We start from the raw sequence: 18,552 nt of genomic DNA on the forward strand, positions 1-18,552 counted from the left end.
CGCGTGCGGAAGTGCCCGCCAAAAAGACCACGGAGCATGCCTTGACAGATACCACAGCAATCGCCGAGGGCGAGCCGGCAGCGGCCGGCCACATCTCAGCTCAGGCGACGGCCTTCACCGTCATCCTGGCGGTGAGCTTCTGCCATTGCATCAACGACATCATGCAGTCGCTGCTGTCGGCGATCTATCCGCTGCTGAAGGACAATTACGGTCTCGATTTCTGGCAGATCGGCCTCTTGACTTTCACTTTCCAGGTGACGGCATCCTTGCTGCAGCCGGTGATCGGCATGATCACCGACAAGCGGCCGATGCCTTATTCGCTGCCCTACGGCATGGCCTCCTCGTTGATCGGACTGGTCGTGCTGGCCTACGCCGGACACTATTTCCTGCTCCTCATCGGCGCCTCGCTGATCGGTATCGGCTCGGCGATCTTCCATCCGGAATCCTCGCGCATCGCCCGCTTCGCCTCCGGCGGCCGGTTCGGTCTTGCGCAGTCGCTGTTCCAGGTCGGCGGCAATTTCGGCCAGGCTATGGGGCCGCTGCTGGCAGCCTTCATCGTCGTGCCCTTCGGCCAGACCAGCATCGCCTGGTTCGCCGGCGGCTCGCTGATCGGCATCATCGTGCTGTGGCAGGTCGGCGGCTGGTACAGCCGCCTGCGTGCCGCACAGGGCACCCGCAAGGCGGCAGGTTTCGTCTCGCCCTTCCCGCGCCGCAAGGTGATGGGAGCGCTGCTGGTGCTGACGCTGCTGGTACTGACCAAGAACGCCTATATTTCCAGCCTTGCCAGCTACTACACCTTCTATTCCATTCATAAGTTCGGTGTTTCGGTGCAGATGTCGCAAGTCATGCTGTTCCTGTTCCTCGGCGCCTCTGCCCTGGGCATCCTGCTCGGCGGCCCGTTCGGCGACCGCTACGGGCAGAAGGCGATGATCTGGTTCTCGATCGTCGGCGTGCTGCCCTTCACGCTGGCCCTGCCCTACGCCAATTTCGAGTGGACGATGGTTCTCACCGTGCTGATCGGCCTGATCCTGTCCTCGGCCTTCTCGAACATCGTCGTCTTCGCCCAGGAACTGGTGCCCGGCCGCGTCGGCATGATCGCCGGCATCTTCTTCGGCTTCGCCTTCGGCATGGGCGGCATCGCCGCCGCCGTGCTTGGCGTCGTCGCCGACCTGAAAGGCATCGATTTCGTCTTCCAGGTCTGCTCGTATTTGCCGCTGCTCGGGCTACTGACGGTGTTCTTACCGAACATGCGGAAAGCCAGGAAGGTGGAGCATTGACCACGAGCAGGTGACACGTCGGGTTGAACCTCGGCTTTTAACCCTCCGCGGCCATTCATCTTGAATGGCTCAAATCTCGCGAGAGGAGAGAGCCGCCGACCGGATGAGATTCGTCTGCGGTCGGGATCACTGAATCGGGAGGTCGGAGGCGATCCTTACCAAACGACGCTGGATATCGTCGGCCACCAGGGCTGCTTCCTCCGCAATTGCCAATATTGTGCCCGACCGCCGGGTGATTGCAAAAGGCAGGCCGGCAAAATACACACCCGGGACGCTCGCAAACCCGTTCTCGTGCAGTGGTTGGCCGTGTGGATCGAGCACATCGGGAACGCGCACCCATCCGAAATCCCCAGTGAAACCGGTGCACCAGATCACCGTCGTGATCCCCCGCGCCGCGAGATCAATTGATCGGATCGGTGGATTGGGCAGACGCGCTTCAATCGTCTCCGCCGGGTCCGGCTCAGCCTCGGGGGCATCGATTCGGTTGCGCGCGATATAATCGTCGATCTGGCTTCGAACTCTGGCGGAGCCCTCGTCCGCATGGCGAACATGCGCTTCCGCCTCGTCGCTGAACGAGAGGCGGCCGTCGTCGACGCCCGTGAGCCGACCCAGTACGACGACGCCTTGCGCACTGAGGGACTGCAGGCTGATTGTATGGAGCGCTCCTTGCAGCGGCCTTCCTGGGATTGGGCCCTGTTCAAGTATTTCCTTGCGCGTCACGTCTAGCAGTCCGCTAAGAACCAGCCAGACACTGATGTGACGACCTCGATACGTTCGGGGCAGCCGGCCGACTCGGCTCGTTGCGAGAAACACAGTTCGCCCCGCTTGGGCCAAGTCCTCGGCGATTTGGCCTCCCGACTGGGCACTACCGACCACCAACACCGCTCCACTGTCGAGACCGGATGCGTTGCGGTAGGCTGATGCGTCGATCTGCCGGACTTCGGGCGGCAACAAAGCGGAGAAGGACGGGCGCACCGGGCAGTTCTGGTTACTGCTGGCGATCACCACATTCTCGCACACAGGGAACCGCGCGGAATGGTAAGCCGGTACAGGCCGTCGCTCGCAACAAGGTCGGTCACCGGCGTACCGGTTTCCACCGGGAGGGCATGACGGCGGGCATAGTCCTCCAACATCGCGACAAACTCGCCGCTTGTCATTGCGCCGTCGGGATCGGAGCCGACATAGCTATCCCCGGGCATGACCGTTTGGATGTTCGCGGTATTTATCCGAAATGAGTCCCAACGCTGGGTCCGCCAGGTCTCACCGATGCGATGTCGCTCCAGCACTCTGTGACGTAAGCCGCGCTGCATCAGCGCATGACTGACACCTAGCCCCGCCCAGCCGGCACCGATGACGACGGCATCAAGAATGTCCGTTGCGCTCGTCATTGCGTTCCCCTCTGACTGTCACCCCATTGTACTTCGTGAAATCAGTAAACGGTTCGCTTTCCAGTACGGCTTGCTCTCAGGCTTGACAAATCGAACATGACAACACTTGGCGTGGCGATGACGAAGATGTCGTGTCTCGTGTAAGTCGCGCCTGTGCGGAAGATTTGTCAACTGAACGTCCGCCAAGGGCGCAAAGCCGAAATTCAGTGAGATGCTGCCCCATACCTGCCTTTGGCTTGCACCTCGCGCCGCCTTCCGCTATAGAGCCGCCACCCGCGTAGACACCCTTGGAGGCAACGCGGCGGAAGGCCGCCCCACCCGGCGGCTTTCGACGTTTACGGCCCAGCCACGCTGGCCGCGAACGCTCCAGAACAACGCGAAAGGAAATGCCATGAGCCACGATACTTACGAGCTCAAGGCCGAAGCGCGCGAACAGGTCGGTAAGGGGTCCGCCCGTGCAGTTCGCCGCAACGGTAAAGTGCCTGCAGTGATTTACGGCGACAAGCAGCCTCCCCTGGCAATTGCGCTGACCTATAAGGACATCTACTACAAGATCCATGGCGGCGGGTTTCTGACCACGGTCGCCACGATCGACGTCGACGGCAACAAGATCCAGGTTCTGCCCAAGGATTTTCAGCTCGACCCGGTCAAGGATTTTCCGGTCCACGTCGATTTCCTGCGCATCGGCAAGGACACCGAAGTCAATGTCGACGTGCCCGTGCACTTCATCAATGAAGACAAGTCGCCCGGCATCAAGCGCGGCGGCGTGCTCAACATCGTGCGCCACGAGGTCGAGTTCCATTGCCCGGCGAATGCGATCCCGGATTTCATCACCATCGATCTCACCGGCACCGATATCGGCGATTCGATCCACATTTCGGCCGTCACCTTGCCGGCCGGCGTCAAGCCGGTGATCTCCGACCGCGACTTCACCATCGCGACCATTGCCGGCTCCTCGGCGATGAAGCCGGAGGCGGTAGAAGAGACGACTGAAGCGGCTGCGCCCGAAGCGGCTCCTGCCGCCGAAGAGAAGTAACCCCTTCCCGCCCGGAGGCGACGATGCTTGTCTTTGCAGGCCTCGGCAATCCGGGCGCGAAATACGCCAGCAACCGGCACAATGTCGGCTTCATGGCGGCGGACGCGATCGCCCGCCGCCATTCCTTTTCGCCCTGGTCGAAGAAATTCCAGGGTCTGATCGCCGAAGGCACGCTTGCCGGCGAAAAGGTGATCCTGATCAAGCCGCAGACCTTCATGAACCTGTCCGGCCAGTCGGTCGGCGAAGCCTTGCGCTTCTATAAGCTCGGCCCTTCGGCGCTGACTGTCTTTTATGACGAGATCGACCTTGCTGCCGGCAAGGTGCGCGTCAAGGTCGGTGGCGGTTCCGGCGGCCACAACGGCATCCGCTCGCTCGACCAGCACGTCGGCAAGGATTTTCGCCGTGTGCGCATCGGCGTCGGCCACCCCGGCGTCAAGGAAATGGTGCATGGCCATGTGCTCGGCGATTTCGCCAAGGCCGACCGCGAATGGCTGGACGTGCTGCTCGACGCAATCGCCGACGGTGCCGGATTGCTTGCCGAGGGCGACGACAATTCCTTCATGAACCGCGTGACGCTGGCCCTGCGCGACAAGCTCACGCCGACGGGCGACGACGACCGCCTGCCGCCCAAGGCGCCAAAGGCACAAAGCCACGTCCGCCAGGCGCGGCCGCAGCAGCCGACGGCCAAGCTGCCCGAAACCGGCCCGATGGCGGCCATGCTGAAGAAGCTTTTTGGCGGCAAGGACTAAGCCATGGCGCCGTCAGCGCCGCGGGCATAAGTGCTCAGGGCTTGACGATCATCGGCGCTTTCGCCCATAGCCCTGATCAAATTCGATTTCCCGATAGGACCAGACAAAAATGGGTTTCAAATGCGGCATCGTTGGCTTGCCCAATGTCGGCAAGTCGACGCTCTTCAATGCGTTGACGAGAACGGCGGCGGCACAGGCCGCCAATTATCCGTTCTGCACCATCGAACCGAACACCGGCGAGGTGGCGGTGCCCGACCCGCGCCTGCAGAAGATCGCCGCGATCGGCAAGTCGAAGGAGATCATCCCGACCCGCATCTCGTTCGTCGACATTGCCGGCCTGGTGCGTGGCGCCTCGAAAGGCGAAGGGCTTGGCAACCAATTCCTCGCCAACATCCGTGAGGTCGACGCCATCGTCCATGTGTTGCGCTGCTTCGAGGATGACGACATTACCCATGTCGAGGGCCGCATCGATCCTGTCGCCGATGCCGAGACCGTCGAGACCGAATTGATGCTTGCCGATCTCGACAGCCTCGAGCGCCGCATCGTGCAGATCCGCAAGCGTGCCGCCGGCAAAGACAAGGAAGCAGCGACCGTACTTCCGATGATGGAAGCGGCGCTCGAACTGCTGCAGGCCGGCAAGCCCGCCCGCATCCTGCTCAACGGCATCTCGGGTGAGGATCTGCGCATCCTGCAGGGGCTGAATCTCTTGACCTCACACCCGGTGCTTTACGTCTGCAACGTCGCGGAAGCCGACGCCGCCACCGCCAACGCGCATACCAGGGTGGTCGAGAAGATGGCCGCCGCGCAAGGTGCCCGCACTGTCGTGATTTCAGCGGCGATCGAGGCCGAAGTCGCCCAGCTCTCGGACGAAGAGGAAATGGAATTCCTGGCAACGCTCGGCCTGGACGAACCCGGCCTGAACAAGGTGATCCGCGCCGGCTACGAGCTTTTGCAGCTCATCACCTATTTCACCGTCGGCCCCAAGGAGACGCGCGCCTGGACCGTGCACAAGGGTGCCAAGGCGCCGCAAGCGGCAGGCGTCATCCACACCGATTTCGAGCGCGGCTTCATCCGCGCCCAGACCATCGCCTATGACGACTTCGTCAGGCTAGGCGGCGAAGTAGCGGCCAAGGAGGCCGGCAAGGCGCGCGACGAAGGCAAGGAGTATGTCGTCCAGGACGGCGACATCATGCTGTTCAAGTTCAACACCTGACCCGGCGAGAACCGCCCGGCCTCCACAATGGCTGCTGCTCGGTCACAACTTCATAACAGGCATCGCGGCGGCGTCTTGCCGCTGCTTGACGGCACGTCACGCCCGGTCTAAGGGGCCTCTGCGCTGGTCTCGAGCCTCACATGGCCATGTCAGTGCGATCTGAGTGACGCGCCCCTTCCGAACGAAACCCTCTTTAGCAACAGCAAGGGAGACCGGCGATGATCAAGGCCTTCGTCGTCGACAATGATCGCCTGCGCCTTGTCGATGATCTCCTGCAAAACAGCGATGCTGTCGTCTGGGTCGACCTTCTCAGCCCGACAAAGGAAGAAGAGACCACGATCGAGACCTGGCTCGGCATTGCCGTTCCGACCCGGGAAGAGATGGAGGAGATCGAGATCTCGAGCCGTCTCTACGTCGAGGACGGCGCCTACTTCATGACTGCCATTCTGCCGGCTCAGACCGAACTGGATGATCCCTTGATGTCACCGGTCACCTTCGTGCTCGCCGGCAGCAGGCTGATCACCGTGCGTTACCACGAGCCGAAGGCGTTCAAGACCTTTCCGCTGCGCGCCGAGAAGGTGGCGACCGGCTGCACCAGCGGCGACACCATCCTGATTGGCCTGCTGGAGGCGATCGTCGACCGCCTCGCCGACATTCTGGAGCGCGCCGGCCGCGACGTCGAGGCGATCTCGCGCGATATATTCGAGGCACGCTCGACCAAAGTTTCCAAGCGCAACCGTGACTTCCAGGAACTGTTGAAAGGCATTGGCCGCAAGGAGGACCTCGCCTCCTCGGTCCGCGACAGCCTGATCTCGCTGCAGCGCCTTGCCGGCTTCCTCGCCCATGCCTCCACTCAGACCAAGATGAGCAAGGATACCCGCGCCCGCATCAAAACGTTGTCGCGCGACGTGCTGTCGCTTGCCGACCACGCCACCTTCCTGTCGCAGAAGATCAGCTTCCTGCTCGACGCGACGCTGGGCATGATCTCGATCGAGCAGAACGCCATCATCAAGATCTTCTCCGTCGCCGCTGTCATCTTCCTGCCGCCGACGCTTGTCGCTTCAATCTACGGCATGAATTTCGACATCATCCCTGAGCTCAAATGGCACTTTGGCTATCCCTTCGCCATCGGCATGATGGTGCTTTCGGCAATCCTGCCCTTCTGGTATTTCCGCCGTCGCGGCTGGCTATAGGGTCGTCAATGCGCGCTACGGCTTGGGCACAGCAGGCTGGCGCACCAGAAATTGCTTGACCAAATGCCGCCCTGCCTGCATCCGGGACCCGACGCGTAGCGATTGTACAATCCTGAACAGGATTCCAGACCATGACCACAAAGACCTGGGCTTATGAGGATTTTGTCGAGGGCGCTTCGCTCGACCTCGGCACCAAGCTGGTAAGCGCCGCTGAAATCATAGAATTCGCCGACGAGTTCGATGCCCAGCCGATGCATCTCGACGAGGCCGCGGGCAAGGCCAGCATCCTCGGCGGGCTGGCGGCTTCGGGCTGGCACACCTGCGCCATGTTCATGCGCATGCTGTGCGATGCCTTCCTGCTCGACTCGACCTCCCAGGGCGCGCCAGGCGTCGACCAGGTCAAATGGAAACGGCCGGTCCTGGCCGGTGACCTGTTGAGCGGCAGCACCACCGTCCTTGCCAAGCGACTGTCCAGATCGAAGCCCCGCCTTGGCCTGGTGACTATGCGCAGCGAGTTGTTCAACCAGCGCGGCGAAGGTGTTTTCGAGCTCGAAAACACCGTCATGTTCCTCACCCGCGAGGGCAGTGCGTGAGCCTCGACGAATTCTTCTGCATCGGTATCACCGTCACGCTCGGTTCACATCGATTCGAACCGGAGGCGATCAAGGCGTTCGCCCGCAAATACGACCCGCAGATATTCCATATAGACGAAGAGGCGGCGAGGAACAGCATATTCGGCGGGCTCTGCGCCTCGGGCTGGCACACCGCCGCCACCTGGATGAAATTGAACCTCCAGGCTGGCATGGAGGCAGAGGTCGCCCGCTGGCCCGGCCCCGGGCCGGTGCCGGAATTCGGTCCCTCGCCCGGCTTCAAGAACCTCAAATGGCCCAAACCTGTCTATGCCGGGGAAACCGTGACTTTCACCCGCACCGCGCTGGCCCATCGCCCCATCGCCTCGCGACCGGGCTGGCGGCTGCTGACGCTCCGCTCAGAGGCCTTCGATTCGACCGGCGACAAGGTCATCGAATTCGAAAGTGCCGTGCTGGTGAAGGTGGAGTGAGCGGAGTTCTTCCCCTCTCCCACAGGAAAGAAGGAAGAAACGCTCAATGCCCCTCAAACCCGATCAGCGTCCTCACCGGTACGCCGAGCGCCTCTAACCTCTCTCGGCCGCCAAGGTCCGGCAGGTCGATGACGAAGCAGGCGGCGAGGATATCGGCGCCGATCTGCCGCAATAGCTTGACGGCCGCCTCGGCCGTGCCGCCGGTGGCGATCAAATCATCGACGAGGATTACCTTCTCGCCTGGAGAAACGCCGTCCTTGTGCATCTCCATCTCGTCCAGCCCGTATTCCAGGCTGTAGGCGACGCGCACCGTCTCGTAAGGCAGCTTGCCTTTCTTACGGATCGGCACGAAGCCGGCCGAGAGCTGGTGGGCGATGGCGCCGCCGAGGATGAAGCCGCGCGCCTCGATGCCGGCGATCTTGTCGATCTTCAGGCCGGCATAGGGATGCACCAGTTCGTCGATGGCGCGGCGGAAGGCCCGCGCATTGCCGAGCAGCGTGGTGATGTCGCGAAACAGGATGCCGGGTTTGGGATAATCCGGAATGGTGCGGATCGCGGCAAGCAGCGTCTCTTCGAGCGAGGATTTCATCGAGCGGCTCTCCGGGCTATTCAGATTCGGCTGAAGGCGTGAAAGGAATGGGCCAATCGTAACCCGGCGCCGCCAAGTCCGGCTACCGCCATGTGATACCTGACGGAAAATTGTCCGGCAAAGGGCCTTGCTCAGCGTCGGCTGCGATCAATCGACATGCCTGCAATGAAAAGGGCGCCTTTCGACGCCCTCGCATTCTCGTATATCGCAGGGCTCAGTGCGCCACGCCGGCCCACACCTTGCGCTTGGTCAGGTAGACCAGCGCACCGAACAGCAGCAGGAAGACCAGCACGCGAAAGCCGGTCTTCTTGCGGTCCTCGAGGTGCGGCTCGGCCGCCCACATCAGGAAGGCCGACACGTCGCGCGAGTACTGGTCGACAGTCTGCGGCGCGCCGTCATCATAGGTAACCTGGCCGTCGGAGAGCGGCTTCGGCATCTTCAGCGACACGCCGGACAGGAAGTACGGATTGTAGTGCGTGCCTTCCGGTATGACCATGCCAGCCGGCGGCTGCTGGTCGTAGCCGGTCAGCAGCGAGTGGATGTAGTCGGGGCCGCCCTGCGCATATTGCGTAAAGATGTCGAACACGAAGCGCGGGAAGCCGCGCTCGACCCCGCGCGCCTTGGCCAGCAGCGACATGTCGGGCGGTGCTGCGCCGCCATTTGCCGCCGCTGCCGCTTCGACATTGGGGAATGGCGCCGGGAAATGGTCGGACGGCTTGCCGGGACGGTCGAACATGTCGCCGGCATCGTTCGGGCCGTCATGGATCGTATATTCGGCCGCCAGCGTCTTGATCTGCGCATCCGAATAGCCAAGGCCTTCCAGCGTACGGAACGCCACCAAATTCATCGAATGGCAGGCCGAGCAGACTTCCTTGTAGACCTTCAGCCCGCGCTGCAGCTGGGCCTTGTCGTACGTGCCGAATGGCCCGGCGAAGCTCCAGTCCATTTCCTTCGGTTCGTGTATCGGGAAATGCGTCGGCGCCGCCTCATTGTGCGCCTCTTCCTGGGCGCTGGCTCCAGTGCTTGCGGCACCCATGCCCGCGGCCACAAGGCCAAGCAGCGCCAGCGAGGAGAGAATCTTTTTCATGCCAATTCCCCTTGAGATTCTCTGACGCGCTGTCATCGTCTCGAGCATGACCTTGTCCGAGTACCGGTTTCCACTTTTCGGGATCATGCTCAGCCCTTGGTTTCCGGCGCGGTCGTGGCACCGGCAGGATGTCCGCCGCCGCCCTTGTTCTTCTCGAGCACCGCCTCGGTGATCGAATTCGGCAGCCGTCGCGGCTTTTCGATCAGCCCGAGCACCGGCAGCGCTACCAGGAAGAAGGCGAAATAGAACAGCGTCGCCATCTGCGCCATGAATACATAGCTGCCCTCGGCCGGCTGCGAGCCCAGCCAGCCGAGCAGGATGGCGTCGGCCACGAACAGCCAGAAGAACAGCTTGTACCAGGGCCGGTAGACTGCCGAGCGCACCTTCGAGGTGTCGAGCCACGGCACCAGGAACAGCATGACAATCGCGCCGAACATGCAGAGCACGCCCCCGAGCTTGGAGTTGATGGGCCCGATATTGAAGGTGATGGCGCGCAGGATCGCGTAGAACGGCAGGAAGTACCATTCCGGCACGATGTGGGCCGGCGTCTTCAGCGGGTTGGCCACGGTGTAATTGTCGGGATGGCCGAGATAATTCGGCAGGTAGAACACAAAATAGGCGAAGACGAACAGGAACACGATCATGCCGAACCCGTCCTTTATGGTTGCGTAAGGCGTGAAGGCGAGCGTGTCGGTCTTCGATTTGACCTCGATGCCGGTCGGATTGTTCTGGCCGACGACGTGAAGCGCCCAGATGTGCAGCACGACGACGCCGGCAATCATGAACGGCAAAAGGTAGTGCAGCGCAAAGAAGCGGTTCAGCGTCGGATTGTCGACCGCGAAGCCGCCGAGCAAAAGCTGCTGGATCCAGTCGCCGACCAGCGGAATGGCGGTGAAGAAGCCGGTGATGACGGTGGCGCCCCAGAAGCTCATCTGGCCCCAGGGCAGCACATAGCCCATGAACCCGGTCGCCATCATCAGCAGGTAGATGATGCAGCCGAGGATCCACAGCAGCTCACGCGGCGCCTTGTAGGAGCCGTAGTAGAGGCCACGGAAGATATGGATGTAGACGGCGACGAAGAAGAACGACGCGCCGTTGGAATGGAGATAGCGCAGCAGCCAGCCCGAATTCACGTCGCGCATGATCTTCTCGACCGAATCGAAGGCGAGAGTGCTGTCGGCCGCATAGTGCATGGCCAGCACGATACCGGTCAGGATCTGCGCCGCCAGCATAAGCGCAAGGATGCCGCCGAAGGTCCAGGCATAGTTCAGGTTGCGCGGCACCGGATAGGCGATGAAGCTGTCATAGACCAGCCGCGGCAGCGGCATGCGCGAATCGAACCAGCGTCCGATGCCGGACTTGGGCGTATAGGTCGAGTGTCCCTCGCTCATGGAAATATCCCCTGCCTCAGCCGATACGGATCTTGGTGTCGGAAACGAATTGGAACACCGGTACTGCCATGTTCTCGGGTGCCGGCCCCTTCCGGATGCGGCCGGCGGTATCGTATACGGAACCGTGGCATGGGCAGAACCAGCCGCCGAAATCGCCTTCCTGGCCGAGCGGGATGCAGCCGAGATGGGTGCAGACCTGGACCATCACCATCCAGGCTTCCTTGCCCGGCGTGGTTCGATTGGCGTCGGTCGCCGGCGCGTCGGCCGGCAGGTTGGCATTGCGGGCGATTGGGTCCTTGAGCTCGGCGAGATTGACCGCCTCGGCGTCCTTCATCTCTTTTTCGGTGCGGTTGCGCACGACTACCGGCTTGCCGCGCCACTTCACGACGAGCGACATTCCTGGCGTCAACGACGAGACGTCGACCTCGACCGAGGCAAGCGCCAGCGTCGAGGCATCCGGACGCATCTGGTCGATGAACGGCCAAGCAACGGCGCCCGCGCCGACCACCGCGGCCATGCCGGTGGCGACGTAGAGAAAATCACGACGGTTGGGATCCTGGGTGTCGGTTGCGCTCACGGTGCCTGATCCTTTCGCCTCTTCCGTACCGGCGGCCGAGCTTGTTCCCTGCTCAATCGCGCCGGCCCGACAGCGCATGGCGAACAGGCTAGCGAATTCCTCCGGCATTTGGGACTTGGGTTTATGCGTGAAGCCTGTTTTTGTCCAGACGGGCGAAGGCACAAGGGCAGATTGTCGCGGGGGCATAATTTGCCCAGCTGAACGATTGGAAAACAGCAGCAAAACCAAATGGCTGCGTTCACCTCGACAGCGGACGCTCGCCCGGTTTATCCTCGCCCCATGGCGCATGTCATCGACCGCGACAAATGGGCCAAAGCGCCCGACCAGTTGCCCGACCACTGGCAAGGCGAGTTGCAATGCGGGCCTTACGGTTCCAGCAGTTGCCTGATCTTTAACTACCTGCCGGAGACCGGCGGCGGCCCGAGGCTGCACAGCCATCCCTATTGCGAGATTTTCATCATCCGAACCGGGACCGGTCTGTTCACCGTCGGCGACCGGCAGATCGAGGCCACAGCCGGCCAGATCCTGGTCGTGCCGCCGAACACGCCGCACAAATTCACCAATCTCGGGCCAGGCCCGCTGGAAACCACCGACATACACGAGAACGGCAGCTTCATCACCGAGTGGCTGGAATAACGCTTCCCGAACCAGTTCCGGTTCGGGTCATCCGCTGGCGCCGAGCCTGGCCAGCACGGCCTTGGGAATGTTGTATTCCCGGATCACCGCGTCGTGCTTGCGCAGGCCGCAGAGTTCGCGCTGGATGAAATACCCGTGCACCGCTTCGGCTGCATCCCTGAGCAGCCGGGCACGGTCGACACTGTCGCAATTCTCGCGCAGCCTGGTCAATGTTTCCTCGACGCGCCGGCCGGCGCGGCCGAGCGCGGCCGCCTTCTCGCCGAGGATTTCATGGCCAAGCAGGTCCAACGCGCTCTCCTGCGCGCCGGACCGTCCGAAATTCGATGGCATTCTCACCGCCATGGTCTACTCCGGTTTTTAGAAACTACTCCGCCGGCCGGGTCTCGGCCAGCGCGCTCTCCTCGTTGAACAGGAAGCCGCCGGACTGCCGCTTCCACAGCCTGGCATAGAGCCCGTCGAGCCCGACCAGCTCGTCATGCGTGCCTTGCTCGACGATGCGGCCCTCGTCGAGCACCACAAGCCGGTCGAGTGCCGCAATGGTCGACAGCCGATGCGCGATGGCGATGACCGTCTTGCCTTCCATCAGCCTTGCCAGATTTTCCTGGATCGCCGCCTCGACGTCGGAATCGAGCGCCGAGGTGGCCTCATCGAGCACCAGGATCGGTGCATCCTTGAGGAAGACGCGGGCGATCGCCACGCGCTGGCGCTGGCCGCCGGAGAGCTTGACGCCGCGCTCGCCGACATAGGCCTCGTAGCCGATACGATCACGATTGTCGCGCAGACCGAGGATGAACTCGTGCGCCTCGGCCTTCTTCGCTGCCGCGACCACCTCGGCGTCGGTCGCTTCCGGCATGCCGAGCTTGATATTGTCGCGCAGCGAGCGGTGGAAAAGTCCCGTATCCTGGCTGACGACGCCGATATTGGCGCGCAGCGAATTCTGCGTGACCCTGGAGACGTCCTGCCCGTCAATGGTGATCTTGCCGCTCTCGAGGTCGTAGAGGCGCAGGATCAGATTGACCAAGGTCGTCTTGCCGGCGCCGGACGGGCCGACCAGGCCGACCTTTTCGCCCGGCCGCACGACGAGGTCGATGCCGTTGAGCACGCCGGACCCCTTGCCGTAGTGGAACTCGACATTGCTGACGTCGATGCGCCCGCCGCCGACGACAAGCTCTTTCGCGTCCGGCGCATCGGTCAGGCCGAGCGGCTGCGAGATCAGCGCCTTGGAGTTTTCCAGCACGCCGAGGTTACGCAAGATGCCGTTGAGCTGCATCATCAGCCGGCCGAGCAGCATGTTCAGCCGCAGCACCAAAGACAGCGTGAAGGCCACGGCGCCGACTGTGATCGAACCCTCGACCCAGAGATAAACGGCGAAGCAGGCGATCGCCGTGATCATGATGCCCGACAGCATCGTCAGCGCCATGCGCACGCCTGTCAGCCGGCGGGTGAACGGGCGCAGCGCGTCGAGATAGATGTCGAAGCCGTTCCTGATGTAGTGGTCGTCGCCATCGGCCGAGAACAGTTTCAGCGTCTGTACGTTCGAATAGGAATCGACAAGGCGGCCGGTGATCATCGAGCCGGCTTCGGCGGTCGCTTCGGCATGTTTGCGGATTGCCGGCAAATAGCGCCTGGCCAGCAAGCCGAAGGCGGTAATCCAGATCACCACCAGCACCGCCAGCCGGAGATCGAGCCCGGCGACCAGCGCCAGCGTCGTCACCGTATAGACGACCATGAACCAGACGACCTCGATGAAGCTTTCCATCAGATCGCCGGTCGCCTGTCCCGCCTGCCAGACCTTGGTCGCGATACGCCCGGCAAAGTCGTTCTGGAAGAAGGCGTAGGATTGGCGCGAGACATGGCGATGCGCCTGCCAGCGCACCAGATTATAGAAACCCGGCGTGATCGTCTGCTCGTCGACCAGCGCCGACAGACCGACGACAATGGTGCGGATGACCAGCACCACCGCGATCATGAAGACAAGTTCCGGGCCGGCGGCAGTCCACAGCGCGTGCCAGCTGCGTTCGCCGGGAAGCTGGTCGAGAATGTCGACCAGCCGCCCGACGAAATAGAACAGTCCGGCTTCGACCAGCGGTGCGATGCCGCCGATCACCAGCATGGCGAAGAAGGCGATCTTCGCCTGCCCGACATAATGCCAGAGGAAACCCCTGACGCCGGCAGGTGGCCGAAGGTCCGCGGGCTCCCGGAATGGATAGACCCAGTTCTCGAACCAGCGGTAGATGGCAGTCATCATTCGGCGGCTTCACCCTTGGCGATTGCATCGTTGGCGGCCGCATCGTTGGCAGAAGGCGCGTCGTCGAGCAGGAATCCGCCCGACTGACGTTGCCAGAGCTGGGCGTAGAGCCCGCCTTTGGCAACGAGTTCCTCATGCGAACCTTCCTCGATGACTCGGCCCTTGTCCATGACCACGAGCCGGTCCATGGCCGCGATCGTCGACAGCCGGTGCGCAATGGCGATGACGGTCTTGCCTTGCATCAGTTTGTAGAGATTCTCCTGGATGGCCGCCTCGGCCTCGGAATCGAGGGCGGAGGTCGCCTCGTCGAGAATGAGGATCGGCGCGTCCTTCAGCATGACACGGGCTATGGCTATGCGTTGCCGCTGGCCGCCGGACAATTTGACGCCGCGATCGCCGACATGCGCGTCGAAACCCTTGCGGCCGTTCGAATCCGACAAGCCGGCAATGAAATCCAGCGCCTCGGCGCGCCGCGCCGCCTCGATCAGCATCTCGTTGCTGGCGTCCGGCCTGCCATAGAGGATGTTCTCGCGTACCGAGCGATGCAGCAGCGAGGTGTCCTGCGTGACCATGCCGATCTGGGCCCGCAGCGAGTCCTGCGTCACTGCCGCAATGTCCTGGCCGTCGATCAGGACCTTGCCGCTTTCGAGGTCGTAGAAGCGCAATAGAAGATTGACCAGCGTCGACTTGCCGGCACCCGATCGACCGACAATGCCGACCTTCTCGCCCGGCTTCACCGTCAGCGACAAGCTTTCGATCACACCCTTCTGCTTGCCGTAGTGGAAGCGGATGTCCTCAAAACGGATCTCGCCCTTGGTCACGGCAATATCCTTGGCACCAGGCCGGTCTTCGACGAGGCGCGGTAGCGAGATCGAGGCGATGCCGTCCTGCACCGTGCCGATATTTTCGAACAGCGTGGACATCTCCCACATGATCCATTGCGACATGCCCCAGAGCCGCAGCACGAGGCCGATGACCAGGGCGACAGCGCCGATCGTCACGGCTTGGCCGAGCCACAGCCACAGCGAGATCGAGGCGACCGAAAACAACAGCAGCGAATTCAGGACATAGAGCAGGCCGTAGAGTTGCGTCACCAACCGCATCGATCGGTAAACGGTGTCGAGAAAGCCGGCCATACCGTCCTTGGCGAAGGATGCTTCGCGCCGCGCATGCGAGAACAGCTTGACCGTCTGAATATTGGAGTAGCTGTCGACGACACGGCCAGTCATGGTCGAGCGCGCATTGGCCTGCTCCTCGCCGACCTTGCCCAGTCGCGGGATGAAATAGCGCAACAGCAGGACATAGCCGGCAAGCCAGACGGCAAGCGGCGCAGCCAGCCGCCAGTCTGCCGAGCCGACAATGAACAGCATGCCGAGAAAATAGACGACGATATAATTGAGCACATCGATGAGCTTGATCACGCACTCGCGCACGGCGAGCGCTGTCTGCATCAGCTTGGTCGCGATGCGCCCGGCAAACTCGTCCTGATAGAAGCTCATCGACTGCTTGAGCAGGTACCGATGCACCTGCCAGCGGATACGCATCGGATAATTACCCATCAGCGTCTGCTGGTTGAGCAGCGAATGGAACCAGACCGTTGCCGGCAGCGCGAAAACCACGATGAAGGCCATGCCGGCCAGCTTCAAGCCTTCGGTCTGCAGGAACGTCTCGCGATTCTGTCCGGACAGCCAGTCGACGATCCGGCCCATGAAGCCGAACATCCACACCTCGGCAAGGGCGATGGCCGTCACCAGTACCGCATCGAGAGCGATGTAGGGCCATGCGCCGCGCGTGTAATGCACGCAGAAGGCGATCAGTGTCCGCGGCGGCTCGACCGGCTCCTTGGCAGGGAACGGATCGAGCCTTTTTTCAAACCAGCTAAACATAGTGATGCTCACAATTTCCCGCTCACGCGGCACGCGAACGGACGAGGTGCCCAGACCGCAGGGCGTCAAGGACCGGCGATACGGTATCGTCCGCCTCGCCGGCCCTGCTTCGCGCTATATAGGTTGTCGCGGGCCTTTCGCCGACAGTCTCGGTTGACGATGCTGATGACGTTTTGACGATCCGGATTTTCGCGCCGGTTTTTGCACCAGGTCGGATCAGCCTGATGATCCGGCGCACCAGCGACGGCCGGCTATGGTCCGGAACGGCGCGCGAGAAATCGACGTCCGGCAGCATGCCGCGATGCGGACGCCGGCGGGTCTCGGCGTGAACCGCCGACGAGTGGGTCTCGCCGATCAAAAGCGCCCAGGTCGCGGTCTTGCGCTCGTGCAGGCTTCTTGAGCCGGGTATTTTACAGGGATCGAACATCGGTCCGTCCTCCAGTTGAAGATGCAGGTAGAAGGGTGAACCAACCCAGGCGGCGGGCATGCGCGGCGCGGCAAAGGTGGCGTCGGTCGAAGCGCGTTCAGGTGGGGCGTTCAGCCCCTCCACAGCTTGAAAAACATCGCAGGATTCCTTCAAGGGCCGAAAAAGGTTTCGGCGGGAATCGGTGCGATGAAGTCTAGAAGGTCAGGAGAATCGTCGTACCGAAACCGCCGTCGGGCTGGTAAGCCCACGAGAGAGGTGGTGGATGTGCATGGCCATCATGAATTACCCCTCCATCGGTTCGGGTTGACAATGCTGGCCGTATAACCGACTTCGCAGAAAATGACCACCCGCCAGTCCAGGAATTTCCAAAACCGCGAGAGCTCTGTGGCTGATCTGCCACTTATTAGAAAGACGCGGAAATGAACGACCGTCTCCGCATCGCGCTCTACCAGCCTGATATCGCCGGCAACACCGGGACAATCCTGCGCTTCGCCGCTTGCCTCGGTCTCGGCGTCGACATCATCGAACCGGCAGGCTTCCCGCTCGGTGACCGGGCGCTGAAACGGGCCGGCATGGACTACCTCGAAATGGCGGCGCTCACCCGGCATGTCGACTGGCACGCCTTCGAGGACTGGCGCAAGCTTGCCAAGCGGCGGCTGGTGCTGCTGTCGACCAAAGCAGCTGCCGCCTACACGGATTTCGCCTTTGCCGGCGACGACATTCTCCTGTTCGGCCGCGAATCCGCAGGCGTGCCGGATGCCGTCCACGAGGCGGCGGATGCGCGCCTGACCATCCCGATGCAGCCCGGAGCGCGCAGCATCAACGTCGCGCTTTCCGTTGCGATGGTGGCGGGCGAGGCGATCCGGCAGCTTCGCTAGGACGTGTACGCGATCGCCGGCCGCAGCGACCAAGGCATCGTCCTCACGCAACACTGCGTCCTCTCCGGTCATTCTCATCCAGACGCCCATCGCCATCTCCTGCCGTTTGCATCTTCGAGGCTTCTTCGCTACAAGCTCAACTTAACTTGAGGTCAAGCGGAAAATCGGAGATGGCTGCGGCAACGGAATTGACGGTCGGCCAGGTGGCGACGCGCAGTGGCGTGGCGGTGTCGGCGCTGCATTTCTATGAAGCGCGCGGGCTGATCCGCAGCCACCGCACATCAGGCAACCAACGGCGTTACGGCCGCGACGTGCTGCGACGTGTGGCGATCATCAAGGTAGCGCAGGAGGTCGGCATTTCGCTGGCCGAGATCGGCACAGCCCTTCGATCGCTGCCCGAAGGACGAACGCCGACCCGCGAGGATTGGAACCTGCTTTCGACGGCTTGGCGCGACGAGCTCGACCAGAAGATTAGTCAGCTCAAGAAGCTGCGCGACGGGTTGACCGACTGTATCGGCTGCGGCTGCATGTCGATCGACAAATGTCCGCTGCGGAATAAGGGCGACCGGCTGAGCATCCGAGGGCCGGGCGCGAGACGCTTGCTGATCGAGCGTTAATCCGCCGCCGGCAGCCGCCTGATCGTGAATTCGATGACGTCGCCCGGCCGCTCGAACCAGCTCTCGATCTCGGTCCAATAGGCCTGCTTGGGAAAGCGCTCGAACCATTCCTTCGCCTTGAGACGAGCGTCGGAGCGCGGCAGCACGAAGGTCTCGCGCAGGAAGCCGTCGCGCGGCATGCGCGCGTTCTCGGCGCGTGAACGGTCGAGCCTCTTCTTCAGGCCATCCAGCGGCGGTCTTGCCGGGGTGCGCACGAAAGAACTCCATTTACACTTGACCCTTGCACCTAAGAGATTAGGG

Annotated in this window: 21 protein-coding genes; 10 read left to right on the forward strand and 11 right to left on the reverse strand. The window is 62.4% G+C overall.

The annotated features are described in order from the left end of the window. Positions 1–41: 41 nt before the first annotated feature. Positions 42–1,277: an MFS transporter gene (locus NKH83_RS16405; RefSeq protein ID WP_352477963.1), complete on the forward strand. Its 1,236-nt coding sequence runs from the start codon at positions 42–44 to the stop codon at positions 1,275–1,277. 126 nt (positions 1,278–1,403) lie between these two features. On the opposite strand, the gene NKH83_RS16410 is transcribed toward NKH83_RS16405, so the two are convergent. Together NKH83_RS16410 and NKH83_RS16415 are read right to left on the reverse strand one after the other, a co-directional pair. Then, on the reverse strand, positions 1,404–2,282 hold the full coding sequence (locus tag NKH83_RS16410; RefSeq protein ID WP_352805795.1) for an NAD(P)/FAD-dependent oxidoreductase: 879 nt from the start codon (positions 2,280–2,282) through the stop codon (positions 1,404–1,406). Next, positions 2,279–2,665, reverse strand: coding sequence for an NAD(P)-binding domain-containing protein (locus tag NKH83_RS16415; protein WP_352805798.1), 387 nt, complete (start codon positions 2,663–2,665; stop codon positions 2,279–2,281). The genes NKH83_RS16410 and NKH83_RS16415 overlap by 4 nt, the downstream gene beginning before the upstream one ends. A 391-nt stretch (positions 2,666–3,056) precedes the next feature. On the opposite strand from NKH83_RS16415, the gene NKH83_RS16420 reads away from it, so the two are divergent. The 6 genes from NKH83_RS16420 (at position 3,057) to NKH83_RS16445 (ending at position 7,916) form a co-directional block, all read left to right on the forward strand. Continuing rightward, positions 3,057–3,701, forward strand: a complete 645-nt coding sequence (locus NKH83_RS16420; protein ID WP_023719196.1) for a 50S ribosomal protein L25/general stress protein Ctc — start codon at positions 3,057–3,059, stop codon at positions 3,699–3,701. 23 nt (positions 3,702–3,724) lie between these two features. After that, complete coding sequence (gene pth / locus NKH83_RS16425; RefSeq protein WP_352477967.1) at positions 3,725–4,450, forward strand: aminoacyl-tRNA hydrolase; 726 nt, start codon at positions 3,725–3,727, stop codon at positions 4,448–4,450. Between the two features lie 109 nt (positions 4,451–4,559). Next, on the forward strand, positions 4,560–5,663 hold the full coding sequence (gene ychF / locus NKH83_RS16430) for a redox-regulated ATPase YchF (protein WP_352477969.1): 1,104 nt from the start codon (positions 4,560–4,562) through the stop codon (positions 5,661–5,663). 218 nt (positions 5,664–5,881) lie between these two features. Then, positions 5,882–6,856 (forward strand): magnesium/cobalt transporter CorA, encoded by a 975-nt coding sequence (gene corA / locus NKH83_RS16435; RefSeq protein ID WP_352477971.1) that lies wholly within the window; start codon positions 5,882–5,884, stop codon positions 6,854–6,856. A gap of 131 nt (positions 6,857–6,987) precedes the next feature. Further along, the gene (locus tag NKH83_RS16440; RefSeq protein ID WP_352477973.1) at positions 6,988–7,449 is read left to right on the forward strand and encodes a MaoC family dehydratase; all 462 of its coding nucleotides are present in this window, start codon (positions 6,988–6,990) and stop codon (positions 7,447–7,449) included. Next, positions 7,446–7,916, forward strand: coding sequence for a MaoC family dehydratase (locus NKH83_RS16445; protein ID WP_352477975.1), 471 nt, complete (start codon positions 7,446–7,448; stop codon positions 7,914–7,916). The genes NKH83_RS16440 and NKH83_RS16445 overlap by 4 nt, the downstream gene beginning before the upstream one ends. A 43-nt stretch (positions 7,917–7,959) precedes the next feature. Here the strand turns inward: NKH83_RS16445 and NKH83_RS16450 are convergent, their stop codons facing one another. The 4 genes from NKH83_RS16450 to petA form a co-directional block, all read right to left on the reverse strand. Beyond that, positions 7,960–8,505 (reverse strand): adenine phosphoribosyltransferase, encoded by a 546-nt coding sequence (locus tag NKH83_RS16450; RefSeq protein ID WP_254819181.1) that lies wholly within the window; start codon positions 8,503–8,505, stop codon positions 7,960–7,962. Positions 8,506–8,719: 214 nt separating this feature from the next. Then, complete coding sequence (locus NKH83_RS16455) at positions 8,720–9,592, reverse strand: cytochrome c1 (RefSeq protein ID WP_352477976.1); 873 nt, start codon at positions 9,590–9,592, stop codon at positions 8,720–8,722. 89 nt (positions 9,593–9,681) lie between these two features. Further along, positions 9,682–10,983 carry a cytochrome b gene (locus NKH83_RS16460; protein WP_254819179.1) on the reverse strand — a complete coding sequence of 434 codons (1,302 nt, stop codon included), beginning with the start codon at positions 10,981–10,983 and terminating at the stop codon, positions 9,682–9,684. Positions 10,984–10,999: 16 nt separating this feature from the next. After that, positions 11,000–11,560 (reverse strand): ubiquinol-cytochrome c reductase iron-sulfur subunit, encoded by a 561-nt coding sequence (gene petA, locus NKH83_RS16465; protein WP_352477980.1) that lies wholly within the window; start codon positions 11,558–11,560, stop codon positions 11,000–11,002. A 279-nt stretch (positions 11,561–11,839) separates the two neighbouring features. On the opposite strand from petA, the gene NKH83_RS16470 reads away from it, so the two are divergent. Beyond that, positions 11,840–12,196: a cupin domain-containing protein gene (locus NKH83_RS16470; protein WP_254819178.1), complete on the forward strand. Its 357-nt coding sequence runs from the start codon at positions 11,840–11,842 to the stop codon at positions 12,194–12,196. Between the two features lie 27 nt (positions 12,197–12,223). On the opposite strand, the gene NKH83_RS16475 is transcribed toward NKH83_RS16470, so the two are convergent. From NKH83_RS16475 to NKH83_RS16490, 4 genes are read right to left on the reverse strand one after another with little or no spacing between them, the layout of a single operon-like run. Further along, positions 12,224–12,538, reverse strand: a complete 315-nt coding sequence (locus tag NKH83_RS16475) for a DUF6665 family protein (RefSeq protein WP_254819177.1) — start codon at positions 12,536–12,538, stop codon at positions 12,224–12,226. A 22-nt stretch (positions 12,539–12,560) separates the two neighbouring features. After that, entirely contained in the window at positions 12,561–14,444 is a 1,884-nt protein-coding gene (locus NKH83_RS16480) for an ABC transporter ATP-binding protein (protein ID WP_352477982.1), read from the reverse strand. After that, positions 14,441–16,330, reverse strand: a complete 1,890-nt coding sequence (locus NKH83_RS16485) for an ABC transporter ATP-binding protein (RefSeq protein ID WP_352477984.1) — start codon at positions 16,328–16,330, stop codon at positions 14,441–14,443. The genes NKH83_RS16480 and NKH83_RS16485 overlap by 4 nt, the downstream gene beginning before the upstream one ends. A gap of 22 nt (positions 16,331–16,352) precedes the next feature. Continuing rightward, the gene (locus NKH83_RS16490; protein WP_352805805.1) at positions 16,353–16,757 is read right to left on the reverse strand and encodes a hypothetical protein; all 405 of its coding nucleotides are present in this window, start codon (positions 16,755–16,757) and stop codon (positions 16,353–16,355) included. A 419-nt stretch (positions 16,758–17,176) separates the two neighbouring features. On the opposite strand from NKH83_RS16490, the gene NKH83_RS16495 reads away from it, so the two are divergent. Then, positions 17,177–17,635 (forward strand): tRNA (cytidine(34)-2'-O)-methyltransferase, encoded by a 459-nt coding sequence (locus NKH83_RS16495; RefSeq protein WP_352477988.1) that lies wholly within the window; start codon positions 17,177–17,179, stop codon positions 17,633–17,635. Positions 17,636–17,805: 170 nt separating this feature from the next. Next, the gene (gene soxR, locus NKH83_RS16500) at positions 17,806–18,252 is read left to right on the forward strand and encodes a redox-sensitive transcriptional activator SoxR (RefSeq protein WP_352477990.1); all 447 of its coding nucleotides are present in this window, start codon (positions 17,806–17,808) and stop codon (positions 18,250–18,252) included. On the opposite strand, the gene NKH83_RS16505 is transcribed toward soxR, so the two are convergent. Continuing rightward, positions 18,249–18,506, reverse strand: a complete 258-nt coding sequence (locus NKH83_RS16505) for a hypothetical protein (RefSeq protein WP_023679487.1) — start codon at positions 18,504–18,506, stop codon at positions 18,249–18,251. The two genes, soxR and NKH83_RS16505, sit on opposite strands and share 4 nt — an antisense overlap. Between the last annotated feature and the right edge of the window lie 46 nt (positions 18,507–18,552).

Source organism: Mesorhizobium sp. M0909 (genome assembly GCF_040319515.1).
Lineage (GTDB): Bacteria > Pseudomonadota > Alphaproteobacteria > Rhizobiales > Rhizobiaceae > Mesorhizobium.

Excerpts from the sequence above, each read along its gene's own strand:
- NKH83_RS16475 (WP_254819177.1), bottom strand. The coding sequence starts at position 12,538 with ATGGCGGTGAGAATGCCATCGAATTTCGGACGGTCCGGCGCGCAGGAG.
- NKH83_RS16470 (WP_254819178.1), top strand. The coding sequence starts at position 11,840 with ATGGCGCATGTCATCGACCGCGACAAATGGGCCAAAGCGCCCGACCAG.
- NKH83_RS16485 (WP_352477984.1), bottom strand. The coding sequence starts at position 16,330 with ATGTTTAGCTGGTTTGAAAAAAGGCTCGATCCGTTCCCTGCCAAGGAG.
- NKH83_RS16455 (WP_352477976.1), bottom strand. The coding sequence starts at position 9,592 with ATGAAAAAGATTCTCTCCTCGCTGGCGCTGCTTGGCCTTGTGGCCGCG.
- corA (WP_352477971.1), top strand. The coding sequence starts at position 5,882 with ATGATCAAGGCCTTCGTCGTCGACAATGATCGCCTGCGCCTTGTCGAT.
- NKH83_RS16420 (WP_023719196.1), top strand. The coding sequence starts at position 3,057 with ATGAGCCACGATACTTACGAGCTCAAGGCCGAAGCGCGCGAACAGGTC.
- NKH83_RS16440 (WP_352477973.1), top strand. The coding sequence starts at position 6,988 with ATGACCACAAAGACCTGGGCTTATGAGGATTTTGTCGAGGGCGCTTCG.
- pth (WP_352477967.1), top strand. The coding sequence starts at position 3,725 with ATGCTTGTCTTTGCAGGCCTCGGCAATCCGGGCGCGAAATACGCCAGC.
- ychF (WP_352477969.1), top strand. The coding sequence starts at position 4,560 with ATGGGTTTCAAATGCGGCATCGTTGGCTTGCCCAATGTCGGCAAGTCG.
- NKH83_RS16450 (WP_254819181.1), bottom strand. The coding sequence starts at position 8,505 with ATGAAATCCTCGCTCGAAGAGACGCTGCTTGCCGCGATCCGCACCATT.
- NKH83_RS16460 (WP_254819179.1), bottom strand. The coding sequence starts at position 10,983 with ATGAGCGAGGGACACTCGACCTATACGCCCAAGTCCGGCATCGGACGC.
- NKH83_RS16415 (WP_352805798.1), bottom strand. The coding sequence starts at position 2,665 with ATGACGAGCGCAACGGACATTCTTGATGCCGTCGTCATCGGTGCCGGC.
- NKH83_RS16490 (WP_352805805.1), bottom strand. The coding sequence starts at position 16,757 with ATGTTCGATCCCTGTAAAATACCCGGCTCAAGAAGCCTGCACGAGCGC.
- NKH83_RS16495 (WP_352477988.1), top strand. The coding sequence starts at position 17,177 with ATGAACGACCGTCTCCGCATCGCGCTCTACCAGCCTGATATCGCCGGC.
- NKH83_RS16480 (WP_352477982.1), bottom strand. The coding sequence starts at position 14,444 with ATGATGACTGCCATCTACCGCTGGTTCGAGAACTGGGTCTATCCATTC.
- soxR (WP_352477990.1), top strand. The coding sequence starts at position 17,806 with ATGGCTGCGGCAACGGAATTGACGGTCGGCCAGGTGGCGACGCGCAGT.